This is a genomic window from Pseudomonas guangdongensis, from assembly GCF_900105885.1.
Classification (GTDB): Bacteria; Pseudomonadota; Gammaproteobacteria; order Pseudomonadales; family Pseudomonadaceae; genus Geopseudomonas; species Geopseudomonas guangdongensis.
The window spans coordinates 2,526,940-2,547,159 of sequence record NZ_LT629780.1 but is presented as its reverse complement, the minus strand read 5'-3'; the positions used below and the strand labels follow the sequence as shown (position 1 = coordinate 2,547,159).

At 65.1% G+C, this 20,220-nt stretch carries 18 protein-coding genes; 6 read left to right on the top strand and 12 right to left on the bottom strand.

The window, feature by feature from the left end:
* Positions 1-60: 60 nt before the first annotated feature.
* From sucD to sdhC, 9 genes are all read right to left on the bottom strand, one after another.
* On the bottom strand, positions 61-942 hold the full coding sequence (gene sucD / locus BLU22_RS12010; protein ID WP_090214831.1) for a succinate--CoA ligase subunit alpha: 882 nt from the start codon (positions 940-942) through the stop codon (positions 61-63).
* On the bottom strand, positions 939-2,108 hold the full coding sequence (gene sucC / locus BLU22_RS12005) for an ADP-forming succinate--CoA ligase subunit beta (RefSeq protein WP_090214827.1): 1,170 nt from the start codon (positions 2,106-2,108) through the stop codon (positions 939-941). The genes sucD and sucC overlap by 4 nt, the downstream gene beginning before the upstream one ends.
* Before the next feature lie 209 nt (positions 2,109-2,317).
* Positions 2,318-3,754 (bottom strand): dihydrolipoyl dehydrogenase, encoded by a 1,437-nt coding sequence (gene lpdA, locus BLU22_RS12000; protein WP_090214824.1) that lies wholly within the window; start codon positions 3,752-3,754, stop codon positions 2,318-2,320.
* A 69-nt stretch (positions 3,755-3,823) separates the two neighbouring features.
* Complete coding sequence (gene odhB, locus BLU22_RS11995) at positions 3,824-5,029, bottom strand: 2-oxoglutarate dehydrogenase complex dihydrolipoyllysine-residue succinyltransferase (protein WP_090214822.1); 1,206 nt, start codon at positions 5,027-5,029, stop codon at positions 3,824-3,826.
* Between the two features lie 79 nt (positions 5,030-5,108).
* A complete protein-coding gene (locus BLU22_RS11990; RefSeq protein WP_090214820.1) occupies positions 5,109-7,940 on the bottom strand; it encodes a 2-oxoglutarate dehydrogenase E1 component in 2,832 nt (943 codons plus the stop codon).
* A 247-nt stretch (positions 7,941-8,187) separates the two neighbouring features.
* Positions 8,188-8,892: a succinate dehydrogenase iron-sulfur subunit gene (locus BLU22_RS11985; RefSeq protein WP_090214817.1), complete on the bottom strand. Its 705-nt coding sequence runs from the start codon at positions 8,890-8,892 to the stop codon at positions 8,188-8,190.
* Between the two features lie 11 nt (positions 8,893-8,903).
* The gene (gene sdhA, locus BLU22_RS11980; protein WP_090214814.1) at positions 8,904-10,676 is read right to left on the bottom strand and encodes a succinate dehydrogenase flavoprotein subunit; all 1,773 of its coding nucleotides are present in this window, start codon (positions 10,674-10,676) and stop codon (positions 8,904-8,906) included.
* 3 nt (positions 10,677-10,679) lie between these two features.
* On the bottom strand, positions 10,680-11,048 hold the full coding sequence (gene sdhD, locus BLU22_RS11975; RefSeq protein ID WP_090214812.1) for a succinate dehydrogenase, hydrophobic membrane anchor protein: 369 nt from the start codon (positions 11,046-11,048) through the stop codon (positions 10,680-10,682).
* Positions 11,042-11,416, bottom strand: coding sequence for a succinate dehydrogenase, cytochrome b556 subunit (sdhC, locus tag BLU22_RS11970; RefSeq protein ID WP_090214810.1), 375 nt, complete (start codon positions 11,414-11,416; stop codon positions 11,042-11,044). Before sdhC ends, sdhD begins: the two co-directional genes overlap by 7 nt.
* Before the next feature lie 371 nt (positions 11,417-11,787).
* On the opposite strand from sdhC, the gene gltA reads away from it, so the two are divergent.
* Complete coding sequence (gltA, locus tag BLU22_RS11965; protein ID WP_090214807.1) at positions 11,788-13,071, top strand: citrate synthase; 1,284 nt, start codon at positions 11,788-11,790, stop codon at positions 13,069-13,071.
* 57 nt (positions 13,072-13,128) lie between these two features.
* On the opposite strand, the gene BLU22_RS11960 is transcribed toward gltA, so the two are convergent.
* Positions 13,129-13,383, bottom strand: coding sequence for a YkgJ family cysteine cluster protein (locus BLU22_RS11960; RefSeq protein ID WP_090216431.1), 255 nt, complete (start codon positions 13,381-13,383; stop codon positions 13,129-13,131).
* Positions 13,384-13,640: 257 nt separating this feature from the next.
* Here BLU22_RS11960 and BLU22_RS15475 point away from each other — a divergent pair, with 257 nt between their 5' ends.
* Complete coding sequence (locus tag BLU22_RS15475; RefSeq protein WP_394327525.1) at positions 13,641-13,790, top strand: DMT family protein; 150 nt, start codon at positions 13,641-13,643, stop codon at positions 13,788-13,790.
* Positions 13,791-13,858: 68 nt separating this feature from the next.
* Here BLU22_RS15475 and BLU22_RS11950 read toward each other — a convergent pair whose 3' ends face one another.
* Positions 13,859-14,737: an NAD(P)-dependent oxidoreductase gene (locus BLU22_RS11950; protein ID WP_090214805.1), complete on the bottom strand. Its 879-nt coding sequence runs from the start codon at positions 14,735-14,737 to the stop codon at positions 13,859-13,861.
* A gap of 101 nt (positions 14,738-14,838) precedes the next feature.
* Here BLU22_RS11950 and BLU22_RS11945 point away from each other — a divergent pair, with 101 nt between their 5' ends.
* The 4 genes from BLU22_RS11945 (at position 14,839) to BLU22_RS11930 (ending at position 19,030) form a co-directional block, all read left to right on the top strand.
* Positions 14,839-15,435 carry an exonuclease domain-containing protein gene (locus BLU22_RS11945; RefSeq protein ID WP_090214802.1) on the top strand — a complete coding sequence of 199 codons (597 nt, stop codon included), beginning with the start codon at positions 14,839-14,841 and terminating at the stop codon, positions 15,433-15,435.
* Between the two features lie 25 nt (positions 15,436-15,460).
* Entirely contained in the window at positions 15,461-18,382 is a 2,922-nt protein-coding gene (locus tag BLU22_RS11940; RefSeq protein ID WP_231975243.1) for an HD domain-containing phosphohydrolase, read from the top strand.
* A gap of 60 nt (positions 18,383-18,442) precedes the next feature.
* Positions 18,443-18,724, top strand: a complete 282-nt coding sequence (ppnP, locus tag BLU22_RS11935) for a pyrimidine/purine nucleoside phosphorylase (RefSeq protein WP_090214797.1) — start codon at positions 18,443-18,445, stop codon at positions 18,722-18,724.
* A gap of 123 nt (positions 18,725-18,847) precedes the next feature.
* The gene (locus BLU22_RS11930; RefSeq protein ID WP_090214794.1) at positions 18,848-19,030 is read left to right on the top strand and encodes a PA1571 family protein; all 183 of its coding nucleotides are present in this window, start codon (positions 18,848-18,850) and stop codon (positions 19,028-19,030) included.
* On the opposite strand, the gene pdxB is transcribed toward BLU22_RS11930, so the two are convergent.
* Positions 19,031-20,179: a 4-phosphoerythronate dehydrogenase PdxB gene (gene pdxB, locus BLU22_RS11925; protein WP_090214791.1), complete on the bottom strand. Its 1,149-nt coding sequence runs from the start codon at positions 20,177-20,179 to the stop codon at positions 19,031-19,033.
* Positions 20,180-20,220: the final 41 nt, after the last annotated feature.

Here is a 20,220-nt window from a genome sequence, read left to right as displayed (position 1 = left end):
CGCGAAACGGAAAGAGCCACCGGCTGGTGGCTCTTTCCCACGGTTACGCGCAACCGGAGCTTATCGCAGGGTCCATCCGGTGATCTCGGCAAGTGCCTTGCCGATATCGGCCAGGGAACGCACGGTTTTCACCCCGGCGTCCTGCAACGCGGCGAACTTCTCGTCCGCGGTGCCCTTGCCGCCGGAGATGATCGCTCCGGCATGGCCCATGCGCTTGCCGGGCGGCGCCGTGACGCCGGCGATGTAGGACACCACCGGCTTGCTCACATGAGCCTTGATAAAGGCCGCCGCCTCTTCCTCGGCACTGCCGCCGATCTCGCCGATCATCACGATGGCTTCGGTCTGCGGATCCTGTTCGAACAGTTTCAGAATATCGATGAAGCTCGATCCGGGAATCGGGTCACCGCCGATGCCCACACAGGTGGACTGGCCGAAGCCGGCATCGGTGGTCTGCTTCACTGCCTCGTAGGTCAGCGTACCGGAGCGCGACACGATGCCAACTTTGCCGGGCATATGGATATGGGCCGGCATGATACCGATCTTGCAGGCGCCCGGGGTAATCACGCCGGGACAATTCGGCCCGATCAGCCGCACGCCCAGCTCGTCGCACTTGACCTTGACCTCCAGCATGTCGAGGGTCGGGATGCCCTCGGTGATGCAGACGATCAGACGAATGCCGCCGAACGCCGCTTCGAGGATCGAGTCCTTGCAGAACGGCGCCGGCACATAGATCACCGAAGCCGTGGCGCCGGTGGCGGCCACCGCGTCCTTCACCGTGTCGAACACCGGCAGCCCCAGGTGGGTGGTGCCGCCCTTGCCCGGTGTCACGCCGCCTACCATGTGGGTGCCGTACTCGATGGCCTGAACCGAGTGGAAGGTGCCCTGGCTGCCAGTGAAGCCCTGGCAGATGACCTTGGTGTCCTTGTCGATCAGGATGCTCATTGCTTGCCCTCCGCGGCCTTGACGACCTGCTGCGCCGCGTCGGCCAGACTGCTCGCCGCGATGATGTTCAACCCGCTGTCGGCCAGCACCCTGGCACCCAGCTCGGCATTGTTGCCCTCCAGACGCACCACCACCGGCACCTTGACGCCCACTTCGCGCACGGCGCCGATGATGCCTTCGGCGATCATGTCGCAGCGCACGATGCCGCCGAAGATGTTCACCAGCACCGCCTGCACCTTGCTGTCGGAGAGGATGATCTTGAACGCCTCGCTGACCCGCTCCATGGTCGCGCCGCCGCCGACGTCGAGGAAGTTGGCCGGCTTGCCGCCATAGAGGTTGACGATGTCCATGGTGCCCATGGCCAGGCCCGCGCCGTTGACCATGCAGCCGATGTTGCCGTCCAGCGCCACGTAGTTGAGTTCGGAGCGGGCGGCGCGCGCCTCGCGCGGATCGTCCTGGGAGGGGTCCTGCATCTCGCGCAGCTTGGGCTGGCGGTACAGGGCGTTGCCGTCGATGTTGATCTTGGCGTCCAGGCAGTGCAGGTCGCCGTCCTTCTTGATCACCAGCGGATTGACCTCGAGCAGCGCCAGGTCGTAGTCCTGGAACAGTCGGGCAAGGGACACGAAGATCTGCGCGAACTGCTTGATCTGCTCGCCCTGGAGGCCGAGCTTGAAGGCCAGCTCGCGGCCCTGGAACGGCTGCGCGCCGACCAGCGGGTCGATGCTGGTCTTGAGGATCTTCTCGGGGGTTTCGTGGGCAACCTTCTCGATGTCCACGCCACCTTCGGTGGAGGCCATGAACACGATACGTCGGCTGGAGCGATCGACCACCGCGCCCAGATACAGCTCCTTGGCGATCTCGGTGCAGGCTTCGACGAGGATCTTGCTGACCGGCTGCCCGTTGGCGTCGGTCTGGTAAGTCACCAGACGCTGATCCAGCCACTGCTGGGCGAACGCGCGGGCCTCTTCCTTGCTACGAACCAGCTTGACGCCGCCGGCCTTGCCGCGACCGCCGGCATGCACTTGGGCCTTCACCACCCAGGCGTTGCCGCCAATCTTGTCGCAGGCTTCGGCGGCCTCCTTCGGAGTATCGACTGCATAGCCCCGGGACACCGGCAGTCCATACTCGGCAAACAACTGCTTACCCTGATATTCGTGAAGATTCATGCTTCCATACCACTTTAGTTGTAAGTATCGGCGAACGAATCCTAACCGGGAACAGGTTGCAGTGACTAGAGCGGCACGCGGTCGATTCGCCACGCACCGGCTGCCGAGCACAAAGCAAAAAACCCCCGTTGCCGCGGGCACCTGGCTCGCGGCAACGGGGGTCCTGGCAGACGCGGACGACGCAGGGCGTCGTCCGCGCCGGCGGCACCTCAGCGCTTCTTGCGGTTGGCGATGTGGATGGCGTGGCCATTCACCGCCAGGGCAGCCTCGTGCAGGCCTTCCGACAGGGTCGGGTGCGAGAACACCATCATGCCCAGGTCTTCGGCGCTGGAGCCGAATTCCATGGCGATGGCGCCTTGCTGGACGATCTCGGCGGCGCTCGGGCCGATCACGTGGACGCCCAGCACGCGGTCGGTGTTGGCGTCGGCGATCACCTTGATCAGGCCGTGGGTGTCATTGGCGGCCATGGCACGGCCGCTGGCGGCAAACGGGAACACGCCGACGTTGACGGCAACACCTTCGGCCTTCAGCTGCTGCTCGGTCTTGCCGACCGCAGCGATTTCCGGGTGGGTGTAGATCACCGACGGGATCAGGTCGTAGTTGACCTGGGCCTTGTGGCCGGCGATGCGCTCGGCGACCATCACGCCCTCTTCCGAGGCCTTGTGGGCCAGCATCGGGCCGCGCACCACGTCGCCGATGGCATAGACGCCCGGCACGCTGGTGGCGCACTGGTCGTCGACGTAGATGAAGCCGCGCTCGTCAAGGGTCACGCCGCAGTCGGCGGACAGCACGTCCTGGGTCACCGGGCGACGACCGACCGAGACGATCAGCTTGTCGAAGGTCAGTTGCTGTTCGCCGGCGGCGTCGGTGAAGGACACGGTCACCTGACCGTCCTTGACCTCGGAACCGGTCAGGCGGGCACCCAGACGGATCTGCAGACCCTGCTTGGTCAGCAGCTTCTGGGCTTCCTTGGCGACCTGCTCGTCGACCGCGGCGAGGAACTTCTCCTGGGCCTCGATCACGGTGACTTCGGCGCCCAGACGGGCCCATACCGAGCCCAGCTCCAGGCCGATGACGCCGGCGCCGATCACGCCCAGCTTCTTCGGCACGCTCTGGAATTCCAGGGCGCCGGTGGAGTCGACGATGGTGTCCTGGTTGACCGGAGCCGGCGGAATGTCGATCGGCTTGGAGCCGGAGGCGATGATCACGTTGCCGGCTTCCAGCACCTGCACGGCGCCGTCGGCAGCGGTGACTTCGACCTGCTTGCCGGCCAGCAGCTTGCCGTGGCCTTCGATCAGGGTCACGCCGTTCATCTTGAACAGGCCGGCGATGCCGCCGGTCAGGTTCTTCACGATGTTGGCCTTGCGCTCGATCATCGCCGGCACGTCCATGCGCACGTTGTCGACGCCGATGCCGTGCACGGAGAAGCTCTCCTTGGCCTCGTGGTACTTCCAGGAGCTGTCCAGCAGCGCCTTGGAAGGGATGCAGCCGACGTTCAGGCAAGTACCGCCCAGGGCAGTCTTACCGTCCTTGCCCTTGTACTTCTCGATGCAGGCGGTCTTGAAGCCCAGCTGGGCTGCACGGATGGCGGCAACATAGCCACCGGGGCCGCCACCGATCACCACTACGTCGAATTTCTGGGTCATAACTCTCGATCCTTTTGGGATAAACCGGGCGGCCCCTCTGTCAGGAGCCGCCGTGGGAGATGGGCCGGATCAGACGTCCAGCAGCAGACGGGCCGGGTCTTCCAGCAGATCCTTGATGGCCACCAGGAAGCTCACCGCTTCCTTGCCGTCGATCAGACGGTGGTCGTAGGACAGCGCCAGGTACATCATCGGCAGGATCACCACCTGGCCGTTGACCGCCATCGGGCGCTCCTGGATCTTGTGCATGCCGAGGATCGCGGTCTGCGGCGGGTTGACGATCGGGCTGGACAGCAGGGAGCCGAACACGCCGCCGTTGGAGATGGTGAAGGTGCCGCCGGTCATCTCTTCGATGGTCAGCTTGCCTTCCTTCGCCTTGCGGCCGTAACCGGCGATGGTGCCTTCGATCTCGGCCAGGCTCATCAGCTCGGCGTTGCGCAGCACCGGCACCACCAGGCCACGGTCGCTGGACACGGCCACGCCGATGTCCGAGTAGCCGTGGTAGACGATGTCGTTGCCGTCGATCGAGGCGTTGACACCCGGGAAGCGCTTCAGCGCCTCGGTGGCAGCCTTGACGAAGAAGGACATGAAGCCCAGGCGCACGCCGTTGTGCTTCTTCTCGAACAGGTCCTTGTACTTGTTGCGCAGGTCCATGATCGGCTTCATGTTGACTTCGTTGTAGGTCGTCAGCATGGCCATGGTGGACTGCGCCTCGACCAGGCGCTCGGCGATCTTGGCGCGCAGGCGGGTCATCGGCACGCGCTTCTCGACGCGATCGCCGGCAGCGAAGATCGGCGCGTCGGCGGCCGGAGCGACCGGCTTGGCGGCCGGAGCGGCGCTCTTGGCGGCGACGGCGGCGACGGCGTCTTCCTTGGTCACGCGACCGCCCTTGCCGGTACCCGGAATGGCGTTGCGGTCCAGGTCGTTCTCGGCAGCGATCTTGCGTGCAGCCGGGGACAGGATGGCTTCTTCGGCAGCGGCCGGGGCTGCGACAGCCGGAGCGGCGGCGGCAGGAGCTGCAGCCGGGGCTGCGGCGACGGCGCCGGCTTCGATGGTGCCGAGCAGCTCGCCGCTCAGCACGGTGTCGCCTTCGTTCTTGACGATCTGGGTCAGAACGCCGTCGGTTTCGGCCAGGACTTCCATGACCACTTTGTCGGTTTCGATGTCGACGATCAGCTCATCGCGCTTGACCGCATCGCCCGGCTGCTTGTGCCAGGTGGCGACGGTACCGTCGGCGACGGATTCCGGGAAAGTCGGGGCTTTGATCTCGATAGCCATTCTGTGCGTTTCCTATGGATTAGGGTTCTTCAGGCGTGCCACTGCCGGACCTGGGTCCGGCAGCGCACGGGTGAAGGCATTAAACGGTGAAGGCATCCTGCAGCAGTTTTTCCTGCTGCTCGGCATGCATGGAGGCGTAGCCGCATGCCGGTGCCGCCGACGCCTCGCGGCCGGCGTAGGCCAGACCCAGGGACTTGTCGTGGACGCTGATCACGCGGCGCATGTGATGCTGGCTGCAGTACCAGGCACCCTGGTTCATCGGCTCTTCCTGGCACCACACCACCTGCTTGAGGTTGGTGTAGGGAGCCATGACTTCGGCCAGCTCTTCTTCCGGGAACGGATAGAGCTGCTCGATGCGCACGATGGCGATGTCCTCGCGGCCTTCGGCGCGGCGCTTCTCCAGCAGATCGAAGTAGACCTTGCCGCTGCACAGCACCAGGCGCTCGACTTTCTTCGGATCGAGGGTGTCGATCTCCGGCAGCACCGGATGGAAGGAGCCTTGCGCCAGATCTTCCAGCGTGGAGATGGCCAGCTTGTGGCGCAGCAGCGACTTCGGCGTCAGAGCCACCAGCGGCTTGCGCAGCGGGCGGATCACCTGGCGACGCAGCATGTGGTAGACCTGCGCCGGGGTGGTCGGCATGCAGACCTGAATGTTCTGCTCGGCGCACAGCTGCAGGTAGCGCTCCAGGCGTGCGGAGGAGTGCTCCGGACCCTGGCCTTCATAGCCGTGCGGCAGCAGCATGGTCAGACCGCACAGACGACCCCACTTGGTCTCGCCGCTGGTGATGAACTGGTCGATCACCACCTGGGCGCCGTTGGCGAAGTCGCCGAACTGGGCTTCCCAGATCACCAGCGCGTTGGGCGTGGTGGTGGCGTAGCCGTATTCGAAGGCCAGCACGGCTTCCTCGGAGAGGAAGGAGTCGTACAGGTCGAACTTCGGCTGACCCTCATAGAGGTGCTGCAGCGGGATGTGACGGCTGGCGTCCTTCTGGTTGTGCAGCACCGCATGGCGGTGCGAGAAGGTGCCACGACCGACGTCCTGACCGGTGATGCGTACTGGATGGCCTTCGACCAGCAGGGTGGCGTAGGCCAGGGTCTCGGCGAAGCCCCAGTTGATCGGCATGGCGCCGGCGCCCATGCGGCCGCGATCTTCGAGGATCTTGGCGACCTGGCGCTGGACCACGAAACCTTCCGGAATCTGCAGCAGCTTCTGGTTCAGTTCCTGCAGGGTCTTCAGGTCGAAGCTGGTGTCGTGACGCGCGGTCCAGGCGTGGCCCAGATACGGGCGCCAGTCGACGAACAGCTCGGGGTTCGGCTCCTTGACCAGGCTCTTCAGCACGTGCAGGCCGTTGTCCAGCGCGGTGCGGTACTCGTCGACCTTGGCCTGGACTTCTTCCTGGCTCAGGCTGCCTTCCTTGACCAGGGCATCGGCGTACAGCTCGCGGGTGGTGCGCTGCTTGGCGATCTTCTGGTACATCAGCGGCTGGGTGCCGCTCGGCTCGTCGGCCTCGTTGTGGCCGCGACGGCGGTAGCAGACCAGGTCGATGACCACGTCGCGCTTGAACTGCATGCGGTAGTCGACGGCCAGCTGGGTGACGAACAGCACGGCTTCCGGATCGTCGCCGTTCACATGCAGGATCGGCGCCTGGATCATCTTCGCCGGATCGGTGCAGTACTCGGTCGAACGGGTGTCTTCCGGGTTGCTGGTGGTGAAACCGACCTGGTTGTTGATGACGATATGGATGGTGCCGCCAGTCTTGTAGCCGCGGATCTGCGACATCTGGAAGGTTTCCATCACCACGCCCTGACCGGCGAACGCCGAGTCACCGTGGAGGGAAATCGGTACCACCTTGTCGCCGCTGACATCGCCGCGACGGTCTTGACGGGCGCGCACGGAGCCCTCGACCACCGGAGAGACGATTTCCAGGTGCGACGGGTTGAACGCCATGGCCAAGTGCACTTCGCCGCCCGGGGTCATGACGTTGGAGGAGAAGCCCTGGTGATACTTCACGTCACCGGAGCCCATCTCGATCAGCTTCTTGCCATCGAACTCGTCGAACAGGTCACGCGGATTCTTGCCCAGCGCGTTGACCAGCAGGTTCAGACGGCCGCGGTGGGCCATGCCGATGACGATTTCCTTGGCACCGTAGGAGCCGGAGCGCTGGATGATCTCGTCGACCATCGGCACCAGGCTCTCGCCGCCTTCCAAGCCGAAGCGCTTGGTACCCGGATACTTGGTACCCAGGTATTTCTCCAGGCCCTCGCCGGCGGTCAGGCGCTCGAGGACGTGAGCCTTGACTTCCTTGCTGTACTGCGGGCGGCCACGCACACTCTCCAAGCGCTGCTGGAACCACTTGCGCTGCTCGGAATCGACGATATGGGTGAATTCGGCACCGATGGTGCCGCAGTAGGTCGCCTGCAGCGCGTCACGGATCTCGCGCAGAGTCGCCTCGGCCTTGCCGATGAACAGCTCGCCGGTATGGAAGACGGTATCCAGGTCAGCGTCGGTCAAACCGTAGTGATGGATCGACAGATCGGCCGGTGCCTTGCGCTCCCACAGGCCCAGCGGGTCCAGACGGGACGCCTGATGGCCACGCATGCGGAAGGCCTGAATCAGACGCAGAACTTCGACCTGCTTCTTCTCATGCTCACTGCTGACGGCGCCGGCGGATACCGGCTGCGCGCGGTGCCGGTTCTTGGCCAGCAGCACGAAATGATCGCGAACCGTGGCATGGGAAACGTCGGGAGACTGGCTGCCGTCGGCCGGCAGCTTCTGGAAATAGGTGCGCCACTCTTCGGGCACAGCGTTGGGATCGTGCAGGAAGAGCTCGTAGAGTTCTTCGACGTAGGCAGCGTTACCACCGGACAGGTGGGCACTGTTCCACATCCGCTGCATTACGCTTTCATGCATGCTAGGTCACCCTCGGTAAGGGGACACCACCTGGCGAGGAGACCGAACATGGCTCTAAAGTCCAAAGCAGCGACTTCGGTAAAGCCACTACGGATCCCGCAGATAGTCCGGGTCCAGCCCGATCGCCCCTGCTGGTCGTTATTTCATCGATGACCGCACCCTGTAGAGAGCGGTCTGCTTTACAACTGCACTGGCCGGCGGAGCCGGCCAGTGCAGACTTCAGTGAATCACCGCGACAGGCGGATCATCAGGTACCGCTTTGCAGCAGCATGTTACGTACATGGCCGATTGCCTTGGTCGGGTTCAGACCCTTCGGGCAAACGTTCACGCAGTTCATGATTCCGCGGCAACGGAATACGCTGAACGGATCGTCCAGGGCCGCCAGACGCTCTTCGGTCTTGGTGTCGCGGCTGTCAGCCAGGAAGCGGTAGGCTTGCAGCAGCGCGGCCGGACCGAGGAACTTGTCCGGGTTCCACCAGAACGACGGGCAGGAGGTCGAGCAGCAGGCGCACAGGATGCACTCGTACAGACCGTCCAGCTTCTCGCGCTCTTCCGGCGACTGCAGACGCTCGATGGCCGGAGCCGGCGTGTTGTTCTGCAGGTAGGGCTGCACCTTCTCGTACTGCTTGTAGAAGATGCTCATATCGACCACCAGGTCACGGATGACCGGCAGACCGGGCAGCGGACGCACGACCAGCTTGCCGTTCTTCACCACCGCCGAGAGCGGGGTGACGCAGGCCAGACCGTTCTTGCCGCTGATGTTCATGCCGTCGGAACCGCACACGCCTTCGCGGCAGGAACGACGGTAGGAGAAGGTGACGTCCTGCTCCTTGATCAGCGCGAGCACGTCCAGCACCATCAGGTCCTTGCCACCGGTGTCGACCTGGAAGTCCTGCATGAACGGTGCGGCATCTTTCTCCGGGTTATAGCGATAAACACTCACTTGCAACATGGCGGCTACCCTTAATAAGTACGAACTTTGGGTTCAAAGGCCGGAACGGTCTTCGGCGAGAAGTTGACGCCGCGCTTGGCAACCCGCTTCTCCCCAGGGAAGTACAGGGTGTGGCACAGCCAGTTCTCGTCGTCGCGATCCTCGAAATCTTCGCGAGCGTGCGCGCCACGGGACTCCTTGCGGGTCTCGGCGGCAATCGCAGTGGCTTCGGCCACTTCGAGGAGGTTCTGCAGTTCCAGCGCTTCAGTACGCGCAGTGTTGAAAGCCTGGCTCTTGTCCGCGATCTTGACGTTCGCGATGCGTTCCCGCAGGTCGGCCAGTTGGGCGATACCCTTCTGCATGTATTCGCCGGTACGGAATACACCGAAGTAGTTCTGCATGCATTGCTGCAGCTCCTTGCGCAGCGGCGCGACATCTTCGCCGCTGGTGCGCTCGTTGACGCCGTTCAGGCGCTTGAGCGATGCCTCGAGGTCGGTCTCGGTGGCACCACGGTGCTCGATGCCTTCCTTGAGGGCCTTCTCCAGGTGCAGGCCGGCAGCACGGCCGAACACCACCAGGTCGAGCAGCGAGTTGCCGCCCAGGCGGTTGGCGCCATGCACCGACACGCAAGCCACTTCACCGACCGCGAACAGACCTTCGATGATCTTGTCGTTACCGTTGGCGTCTTGGGTGATGGCCTGGCCATGGATGTTGGTGGCCACGCCACCCATCATGTAGTGGCAGGTCGGAATGACCGGAATCGGCGCAACGACCGGGTCGACGTGGGCGAAGGTCTTGGACAGCTCGCAGATGCCGGGCAGGCGGCTGTGCAGGACTTCCTCGCCGAGGTGGTCGAGCTTGAGCAGCACGTGGTCCTTGTCCGGACCGACGCCGTTGCCAGCGATGACTTCCTTGACCATGGAGCGGGCCACCACATCGCGACCTGCCAGATCCTTGGCGTTCGGAGCATAACGCTCCATGAAGCGCTCGCCATGGGCGTTGATCAGGTAGCCGCCCTCGCCACGGCAACCTTCGGTCACCAGCACGCCGGCACCGGCGATACCGGTCGGGTGGAACTGCCACATCTCGATGTCCTGCACCGGCACACCGGCACGCAGGGCCATGCCGATACCGTCGCCGGTATTGATCAGGGCGTTGGTGGTGGAAGCATAGATGCGACCGGCACCGCCGGTGGCCAGTACGGTGGCCTTGGCGCGGATATAGACGGTTTCACCGGTTTCAACGCAGATAGCGATGATACCGACGATGGCGCCGTCCTGATTCTTCACCAGGTCGACGGCGAACCACTCGTTGAGGAAGGTGGTGCCATTCTTCAGGTTCGCCTGGTACAGGGTGTGCAGCAGGGCATGTCCGGTACGGTCGGCAGCAGCGCAGGTACGGGCGGCCTGGGTGTTGTTGTCCGGCCCCTTGGACTGGCCACCGAACGGACGCTGATAGATGCGGCCCTGCTCGGTACGGGAGAACGGCAGACCCATGTGCTCGAGCTCGAACACAGCTTCCGGGCCCACGGAGCACATGTATTCGATAGCGTCCTGGTCGCCGATGTAGTCGGAGCCCTTGACGGTATCGTACATGTGCCAGCGCCAGTCATCGTTCGGGTCGGCCGAAGCGATGGCGCAGGTGATGCCGCCCTGGGCGGATACAGTGTGGGAACGGGTCGGGAAGACCTTGGTCACACAGGCGGTCTTGTGACCGGACTGGGACAGTTGCAGCGCGGCACGCATGCCGGCGCCGCCGCCACCGATGATGATGGCGTCGAAAGAAAGAGTACGAATGCTAGCCATGGATCAGACACCCCAAAGAATCTGCACACCCCAGACGAAGAATGCGAACATCGCCATGCCGCAGACTGCCTGGAACAGGAAGCGCACGGCAGTCGCCGAGCGACCGATAGCCATGCTGGTCAGATAGTCGGTGGAGATGGTCCACATACCGACCCACGCGTGAGCGCTCAGACCAACCAGAGCCAGCAGACTGAAGATGCGCATCCAGGTCTGGGAGAACAGCCCGTGCCAGTCCGCATAGGACAGGCCGGGATTGGCCACGAGGTACCCCAACAGGAAGATGAAATAAGCCGCGAGAACCACAGCGGAAACCCTCTGCGCCATCCAGTCGAACAGACCCGAACGGGAGAAGTTAGTGACGTTGGTTACCATACCCATACCCCTGCGAGAACGATCAGCACCGCGGAAACAGCGATGACGATTTTGGAGCCCAGCTTGCCGCCTTCCAGCGTCTCACCGACGCCCGCATCCATGATCAGGTGACGAATGCCCGCCACCAGGTGATAGAGCAGAGCGGACAGCAGGCCCCAGATCACCAGCTTGGCCAATGAACCGGCCAGGAACGCCTTCACCTGCTCGAAGCCTTGTTCCGACGCCAGGGACAGGTCGAGTGCATACAGCAGCACAGCAATGCCCAGGAACAGGATGACGCCGGAAATACGGTGAGCGATGGACGTGTAAGCAGTGACAGGGAGTTGGATAGTCCTAAGGTCTAGGTTTACGGGTCGTTTGCTATTCACGGCTTTTTTTCACACTGAGAGCCCCAACCAGCAGGGCAAGTTGTCGGGAAGTGCACTTGTCAGGTACCCATCACCAGGGAGTGACAACAGCCAGAACCCAGGCCTGGCATAGCCTCTGGCGGTCGGGCAGGGAGTATAGACAGTTAGGATATCGATGACAACGCGCGCCCTTAGCCTAAAGGACTGATTGTCGCACCCCGGCAAATGGCGTAAACCGTGCCCCCGATTCAGGGCGAAACGGGCGCGAAACGGCGCTGACAAACCGACTTTTGGACAAATTGACTTTCAACCTTATCGCTCTATAGTGGCACGGGCCCTGCCTGGGGGGCCGCGCTATAGATGATTCCACGCATAAAATTAGGAGGCCAGTTATGGCTGACAAGAAAGCACAGTTGATCATCGAGGGTACTGAGGTTCAGCTGCCCATCCTCTCTGGCAGCATGGGGCCGGACGTTGTCGATGTCCGCAGCCTGGTCAGCCAGGGTGTGTTCACCTATGATCCTGGCTTCATGTCGACCGCCGCTTGCGAGTCGAAGATCACCTTCATCGACGGTGACAAGGGCATCCTGATGCACCGCGGTTACCCGATCGAGCAACTGGCCGAGAAGTCCGACTACCTCGAGACCTGCTACGCCCTGCTTTACGGCGAGCTGCCGACTGCCGCGCAGAAGGAAGAGTTCACTGGCCTGGTGAAGAACCACACCATGGTCCACGAGCAGATGAAGTCGTTCCTCAACGGCTTCCGCCGCGACGCTCACCCGATGGCGGTGATGTGCGGCCTTGTTGGCGCCCTGTCGGCGTTCTACCACGACTCGCTGGATAACAACGATCCCAAGCACCGCGAAATCTCCGCGATCCGCCTGATCGCCAAGATGCCGACCATGGCGGCCATGTGCTACAAGTACTCGGTCGGCCAGCCGATCATGTACCCGCGCAACCACCTGAGCTACGCGGAAAACTTCCTGCACATGATGTTCAACACCCCGTGCGAGGAGAAGCCGATCAACCCGGTGCTGGCCAAGGCCATGGACCGTATCTTCATCCTGCACGCCGACCACGAGCAGAATGCCTCCACCTCCACCGTGCGCCTGACCGGCTCCACCGGCGCCAACCCGTTCGCCTGTATCGCCGCCGGCATCGCCGCGCTGTGGGGACCGGCTCACGGTGGCGCCAACGAAGCCGTGCTGACCATGCTCGACGAGATCGGCAGCGTCGAGAACATCGAGAAGTTCATCGCCAAGGCCAAGGACAAGAACGATCCGTTCAAGCTGATGGGCTTCGGTCACCGCGTGTACAAGAACTTCGACCCGCGCGCCAAGGTCATGAAACAGACCTGCGACGAGGTACTGTCCGAGCTGGGCATCAACGATCCGAAGCTCGAGCTGGCGATGAAGCTGGAAGAGTACGCGCGCAACGACCCGTACTTCCAGGAGCGCAACCTGTACCCGAACGTGGACTTCTACTCGGGCATCATCCTCAAAGCCATCGGCATCCCGACCAGCATGTTCACTGTGATCTTCGCCCTGGCGCGCACCGCCGGCTGGATCGCCCAGTGGAAGGAAATGTACTCCGAAGGCTACAAGATCGGCCGCCCGCGCCAGATCTACACCGGCTACACCAAGCGCGACTACGTCGCCATCAACGAGCGCGGCTAAGGCCAGGCTCGGCGCGACAGGAAAGGGGCTGCTTCGGCAGCCCCTTTTTCGTTCCGCTCATGCGGCGGTCAGGCGCTCCCACTCGCCCAGCAGGTGCAACGCCTGCTCTCGCGTTTCGCCACACACCTGAACGTCCGCCACAAAGCGACTGCAGACCTCGGGGCGTTCGGGACTGCCGAACAAGCGACAGAGATTGCGCGCATCGAGCTGCACGCAGCGAACCCCTGCCGGCTTGCCCTCGGGCATCCCGGGAATGGGCGAGGAAATGGACGGCGCGATGCAACAGGCTCCGCACCCGGCGCGACACTGCATGGCGAAATACCTCCGCGAAAGAGACATGGACAGGACATTTTCGGCGCGCGAGGATAGCCAGCGTCCACACTGGCGCCAAGCCCCATACAGCGCGTTTTTTATGCAGAGCCCCAGCCTGCCTGACTGCAGACCGCCGCCCTGCCCTGCCTGCTCAACGTCGTCCCGACTTTCGCCACATCAAGACCTTCCATAGCAAGCCATGGATCGTCGCTGCCCTGATCAGTTGAGGCATCGTCCTGTTCGAGCACCTGAACTACTTGCATGCACTGATCACGCCGCCGACCAACCGCATTGGCTATAGCGCGCTGCCGGTCGGCCAGCTGAAGACCATTCAGGAGGCCATCACCATGACGACCTTCGTACCCTTCAGCCTCCTTTATATACAGCCGACGCGGAAGCTCGATTAACCACGGGTCAGGCTGTGCCTGTCGGGCGCGGCCTACTTCATCTTCCGCAGCTGACCGCACCGCCTCACTCAGGCACCGCGCGAGGGTTTGAGACGACTGATCAGGCTCGACGTGTCCCAGCGTCCGCCGCCGGCCGCCTGGACATCGGCATAGAACTGGTCGACCAGCGCGGTGACCGGCAGCTGGGCGCCGTTGCGGCGTGCTTCTTCCAGCAGGATGGCCAGATCCTTGCGCATCCAGTCGACCGCAAAGCCGAAGTCGAAGCGCCCCTCGATCATGCTGGCATGACGATTTTCCAGCTGCCAGGACTGCGCCGCCCCCTTGCTGATCACCTCCATCGCCGCCATCCGGTCGAGCCCGGCGCACTCGGCGAAATGCAGCGCCTCGGACAGGCCCTGCAGCAGGCTGCCAATGCAGATCTGATTGACCATCTTGGTCAGTTGACCACTGCCGGCCTGCCCCATCAGCCGCACCATCCGCGCATAGCAGGCAATCACCGGCTCGGCGCGGGCGAACACCTCGGGTTCGCCACCGACCATCACCGTCAGCGCACCATTTTGCGCACCGGCCTGACCGCCGGAGACCGGCGCATCGAGGAACTCCAGCTCGCGCTCGGCGGCCAGCAGCGCCAGCTCGCGAGCCACCGCCGCGGAGGCCGTGGTGTGATCGACCAGCACGCTGCCCGGCGCCATGCCGGCGAAAGCGCCCTGCCCGCCCAGCACCACGCTGCGCAGATCGTCGTCGTTGCCCACACAGGTCATCACCAGCTCGGCGCCCTGGGCCGCCTCGCGCGGAGTCGCCGCGCGGCACCCGCCGTACTCGGCCACCCAGCGTTCGGCCTTGTCGGCCGAGCGGTTGTAGACACAGACCGTGTGGCCCTTGCGCTGCAGATGCCCGGCCATCGGATAGCCCATCACGCCCAGACCGATAAACGCCACCTTCGCCATCGCACACCCCTCCTCGAAAATCGACGCACGAGCCTAGCACAGGCGTTTGCCTGCACGGCAGAAGGCTCCCATACTGCACTCGCCCGCAGAAGGAGACTGGCATGACGCACTGGCTGGTGATCGACCTGGAAGCCACCACCGACGAAGGTGGCTGGCCGGTCGAGGACATGGAGGTCATCGAGATCGGCGCGGTCATCGTCGACGCGAATGGCCGCGAGCTGAGCCACTTCCAGAGTTTCGTCAGACCACGCCTGCGCGCCGAGCTGACCGATTTCTGCCGCCAGCTGACCCACATCCGCCAGAGCGACATCGATGCCGCGCCGACCCTCGACCGACTCTGGCCGCGCCTCGAAGCCTGGTTGCTGCCGCACCTCGGCGACCTGCAAGGCTGGCTCAGCTGGGGCAACTACGACCGCCAGCAACTGGAAGTCGAGTGGCGCAACCAGCAGCTGTCCAGCTGCCTGGCCAGCCTGCCGCATTTCAACCTCAAGCAGTTGTTCGCCCGCCATTACCGGCAGACCCGGCGCAGCCGCGACCGTCGCCAACTGGGCCTGAACAAGGCACTGGAGGTCAGCGGCCTGAGCTTTGCCGGCACTCAGCATCGCGGCCTGGACGACGCCCGCAACATCGCCCGCCTGCTGCCACTGAGCCTGCCGGCCCTGATCGCCGCCTGCCAGGCCACGCAACCGCCGCACTGAATATCCCACGCCAGGAGGAATGGCCATGCAAACGCCCCACCCGCCCCCTGGCATCCCCCTGCAACGTCTGACTGCAATTGCCATCGTCGCCAGCATGCTGCTGCTGACCCTCGCGCTGATCCTTCAGGGCCAGCATGGCCTGCGCCAGGCACTGGTGGCCGCTGCCACGGACGACTCCCAGCGGCTCGGCAGCCTGATCGGCGAGCGCACCCAGCAGTTGCTCAGCCCGGCGCGCAGCGCGCTGAGCCTGCTGCGCCACGATGCCCTGTCCGGCGCCGACAGCCTGGCGGCACGCCTGCCGCGCCTGTCGCTACTGGCCGAGACCCTGCAGATCGGCCCGGCCCTGAGCGCCGTCTACATCGGCTATCCTGACGGCGACTTCCTGCTGCTGCGCCGCCTTGAACAGGACAGCGACCCGCAGCGCCAGCGCCTGCGAGCTCCCGCACAGGCCCGCTACCTGCTGCAAAGCATCGACCGCGATGCCGCCGGCGCCACGCACGGCGAATGGCACTTCTACGACAGCCAGCTGCAGCTGCTGGAGCGCCAGATACGTCCCGACTACCGCTACGACCCGCGCAGCCGCCCCTGGTATCGCCAGGCCATGGCGGACACCGAGGCGATCCTGACGCCACCCTACCTGTTCTTCACCACCGCGCAGATCGGCGTCAGCCTGGCCCAGCGCAGCCTCGACGGGCGCATGGTGATCGGCATGGACGCCGCCGTGCAGGACCTCAGCAGCCAGGTCCGCGCACTGCGCCTGACCCCGGGTACGCTGATCGCCGCCCTCGACGCGCAGGACCAGGTATTCATCCACTCCGAACCACAGCGCCTGCTGATCGGCGACGACCCCGCCAGCGTGCGCCTGGCCAAACTCGACGAGCTGCAGGCACCGGCACTCTCCGCCCTGCAGCGCCTGCCCGCCGACGGACGCCAGGTACAAGCGTTCAGCGTCGAGGGACACCGCTGGTACGGCGTGCGCATGCCGCTGACAGGGCTGGACAGTGCCAGCAAGCTGCTGATCACCATCCCCGAGGCCGAGCTGTTCCTCGCCGCCCGCCAGTTGCTGCTCGACAAGACCCTGCTGGCCGGCCTGCTGCTGGTGCCCATGCTGCTGGCCGGCTGGTGGCTGGGCCGGCGGATCGGCACACCGCTGCGCGAGCTGGCCCGACACCTGGAAGCGCTGATCGACTTCGACTTCCGCCAGCCGCCTCAGATACGTTCGCGGATCCGCGAAGTCGGCCGCCTCGGCTGGGTCCTGCAGCGCATGGCCGGCTCGCTGTACAACCTGCAAACCATCACCCACACCCTGAACCGCGAAAGCCGTCTGGAACTGATGCTGGAACAGGTGCTGCAGCAACTGGTCGGCGCCACAGCCCTGGAGGGCGGCGGCATCTACCTGTACGAATCCGACAACGCCTGCCTGCGCCTCAACACCCGGCACCTGGCCGGCGACTACCCGCCTAGCCTGGACTGCAGCGGCGAGGACGCCGTGCGGCTCGACGCCGACCTCGTCCAGCTATTCGCCGCCCGGGACTACCTGTGCATCCCGCTCAGGGACCGCAGCGACGCCCTGCTCGGTCTGCTCGTCCTGCGCCTGGGCGAGCTGCACCGCGAACCCCGGGCACAGCAGTCGTTCCGCCGTTTCGCCGAGGAGATCGCCGGCGCCGCCGCCGTGGCCATCGAGACCCGCCAGTTGATCGAGTCCCAGCAACGCCTGATCGACGCCATCATCCGTCTGCTGGCCGACGCCATCGACGCCAAGTCGCCCTACACCGGCGGGCACTGCGAACGAGTCCCGCAACTGGCCATACTGCTGGTGGAAAAGGCCATCGCCTGCCGCGAGGGCAGCTTTGCCGACTTCCGCATGAGCGAAGCCGAACTCTACGAGTTCCGCATCGCCGCCTGGCTGCACGACTGCGGCAAGATCACCAGCCCCGAGCACGTGGTCGACAAGGCCACCAAGCTGGAAACCCTCTACAACCGCCTGCACGAGATCCGCACCCGCTTCGAGGTGCTCTGGCGCGATGCCGAACTGGACTACTGGCGGGCGCTGGCCGACGGCGGCGACGGCACGGCGCTGCAGCGGCAACTGCAGCGCCGGCAGGACGAATTGCAGGAGGATTTCGCCTTCGTTGCGCGCTGCAACATCGGCGGCGAGGACATGGACGACGAGGACATCCGGCGCCTGGAGCGGATCGCCGAACGCCGCTGGTGGCGCCACTTCGACGACCGCCTCGGCCTCTCCCTGGAGGAGCGCCAGCGACTGGAAGGCATAGCGCCGCGTGCGCTGCCCGCGGAGGAGCGCCTGCTCGCCGACCGTCCGGAGCACCGCCAGCCCTGGGGCAGCCAGCGCCCGCCAGTGGAGAAGGACGATCCGCGCAACCGCTGGGGCTTCGACATGCGGCTGCCGCCCCATGCCGCCGACCGCGGCGAGCTGCACAACCTGCGCACGCGCCGCGGCACCCTCACCGACGAGGAGCGCTTCAAGATCAACGAACACATCGTGCAGACCCTGATCATGCTCAGCAGCCTGCCGCTGCCGCCGCACCTGCGCAAAGTGCCGGATATCGCGGCCAACCATCACGAAAAGATGGACGGCAGCGGCTATCCACGACGCCTGCGCCGCGAGCAGCTGAGCCTGCCGGAACGCATCGTCGCGGTAGCCGACATCTTCGAGGCGCTGACCGCCCACGACCGCCCCTACAAGCCGCCCAAGCCGCTTTCCGAGGCCCTGCAGATCATGGCGCGGATGGCCCGCGAGGCGCACATCGACAGCGAGGTGTTCCGCCTTTTCCTGTGCAGCGGCGCCTACCTGGAGTACGCCCAGCGCTTCCTCGCCGCCGCCCAAATCGACGCCGTCGACCTCGACGCCTGCCTGCGGGACCTGCCGGTGGCGGCCGAAGCCATGCCGGTTCGGGACGCCGTCGCCGGATCGATGCCCAGGTGACGCCACCGGACAGCTTGGGCATACTGGCGCGCCCTTTTATTTCCTTCCTGCGAGGCCCGCATGTTCAAGGTCAACGAGTACTTCGACGGCACCGTCAAATCCATCGCCTTCGAGATGAACGAAGGTCCGGCTACCGTCGGCGTGATGGCCCCCGGCGAATACGAGTTCGGCACCGCCAAGGCCGAGGTGATGCACGTGATCGCCGGCGCCCTGACCGTCAAGCTGCCGGGCGCCGAGGCCTGGGAAACCTTCGCCGCCGGCAGCAAGTTCGACGTGCCGGCCGACAGCAAATTCCAGCTCAAGGTCGCCCAGGACACTGCCTACCTCTGCGAATACCGCTGAGTCCGGCACCCCTCCCGGATGCCCGCCCCCGCGGGCATCTGTCTTCCACACGTCGCCGGACCGTCACCGCCCCGTCATCTACCGCCCCTAGACTGCCAGCAAGCACAGTCAGGAGCATCCGCCATGTCCAGCGCCGCACCCGCCAGCCCTCGCCGTCATCTCAGCCAGCCGCTGCGCCAGCAGCATCTGGGCGCCATCATCGACGCCCGGGGCCGCGAAATCCCGATCACCGAACAGATGATCCTGCAGGCCTGCCGCCAACTGGAGCAGGCCGACAAGCCACGCCGGCGCTTCCTGTTCGGCTGATCAGCCGAGCCTCACGCCCAGCGCCGCCAGTTGCCGACGCAGCGCCGGGGCGGCAGCGCCCTCCGCCACCCGCACCGTCAGACCGGGAATTTCCCGCCGCGGCGGATAGTGCTTGCGCAGCAGGTCGAAACCGGCGCGCCGCGCCTCGGCGCTGCCGAGCAGGCTGCGCCGGAACGCCGCATCGTCGCTGCGCGGGTCGTACACCGCCCGGCACAGGGTTGCCAGCGCCCAGGCCGGATCGGCATCGCCGTGCAGGGCCAGCTCGCCCAGCCAGGGCGGCGGCAGCAACGTCTCCAGCCGCACCGCCGCCGGCACCCCGCGCCAGGCACAGAACGCCCGATAGATCTGCTCGGTACCGCGTAGCTTGCCGTCCAGGCTGTAGCCGGCGATATGCGGCGTCGCCAGCCGGCACAGCGCGGCCAGTTCGGGGTCGACCTGCGGCTCGCCCTCCCAGACGTCCAGCACCACCTGCAGATCGACACCGGCCTGTAGATGGGCCTTGAGCGCGGCATTGTCGATCACCGCGCCGCGGCTGGCGTTGATCAGCCAGCAGCCCGGCCGCAGGCGGCGCAGGCGCTCGGCATCGAGCAGGTGCCAGGTGGCGTGCGCGCCATCGCGCTGCAGCGGCGTATGCAGGCTGATCGCATCGCAGCGCTCAACGATCTCTTCCAGATCGACGAAGTCGCCCTCTTCGCGCACCGCCCGCAGCGGGTCGCAGACCAGCACCTGCCAGCCGAGTCCGCGCAGCACCTCGACCAGCCGCCCACCCACCTGTCCGGCGCCGACCACGCCGTAGGTGCGCTGCGCCGGATCGGCGCCGCTGCGCTCGGCCAGGGCCAGCACGGCGCCCAGCACGTAGTCGACCACCCCGCGGGCGTTGCAGCCCGGCGCGCTGGACCAAGCGATGCCGGCCTCGGCGAAATAGTCGAGATCCAGATGGTCGGTGCCGATGGTGCAGGTGCCGACGAAACGCACCGGCGTGCCTTCCAGCAAGGCGTGATCGACCCGGGTCACCGAGCGCACCAACAGCGCGTCGACATCGGCCAGCGCCGTACGGTCGATGCCGCGACCGGGCAGCCGGCGAATTTCGCCGAAGGCGGCGAAGAAGGGATCGAGCAGGGGGATGTTCTCGTCGGCCAGCAGGCGCATGGGCAGGGCTCCGGTGCAGAAATGCCGTCACTCTAGCGCAG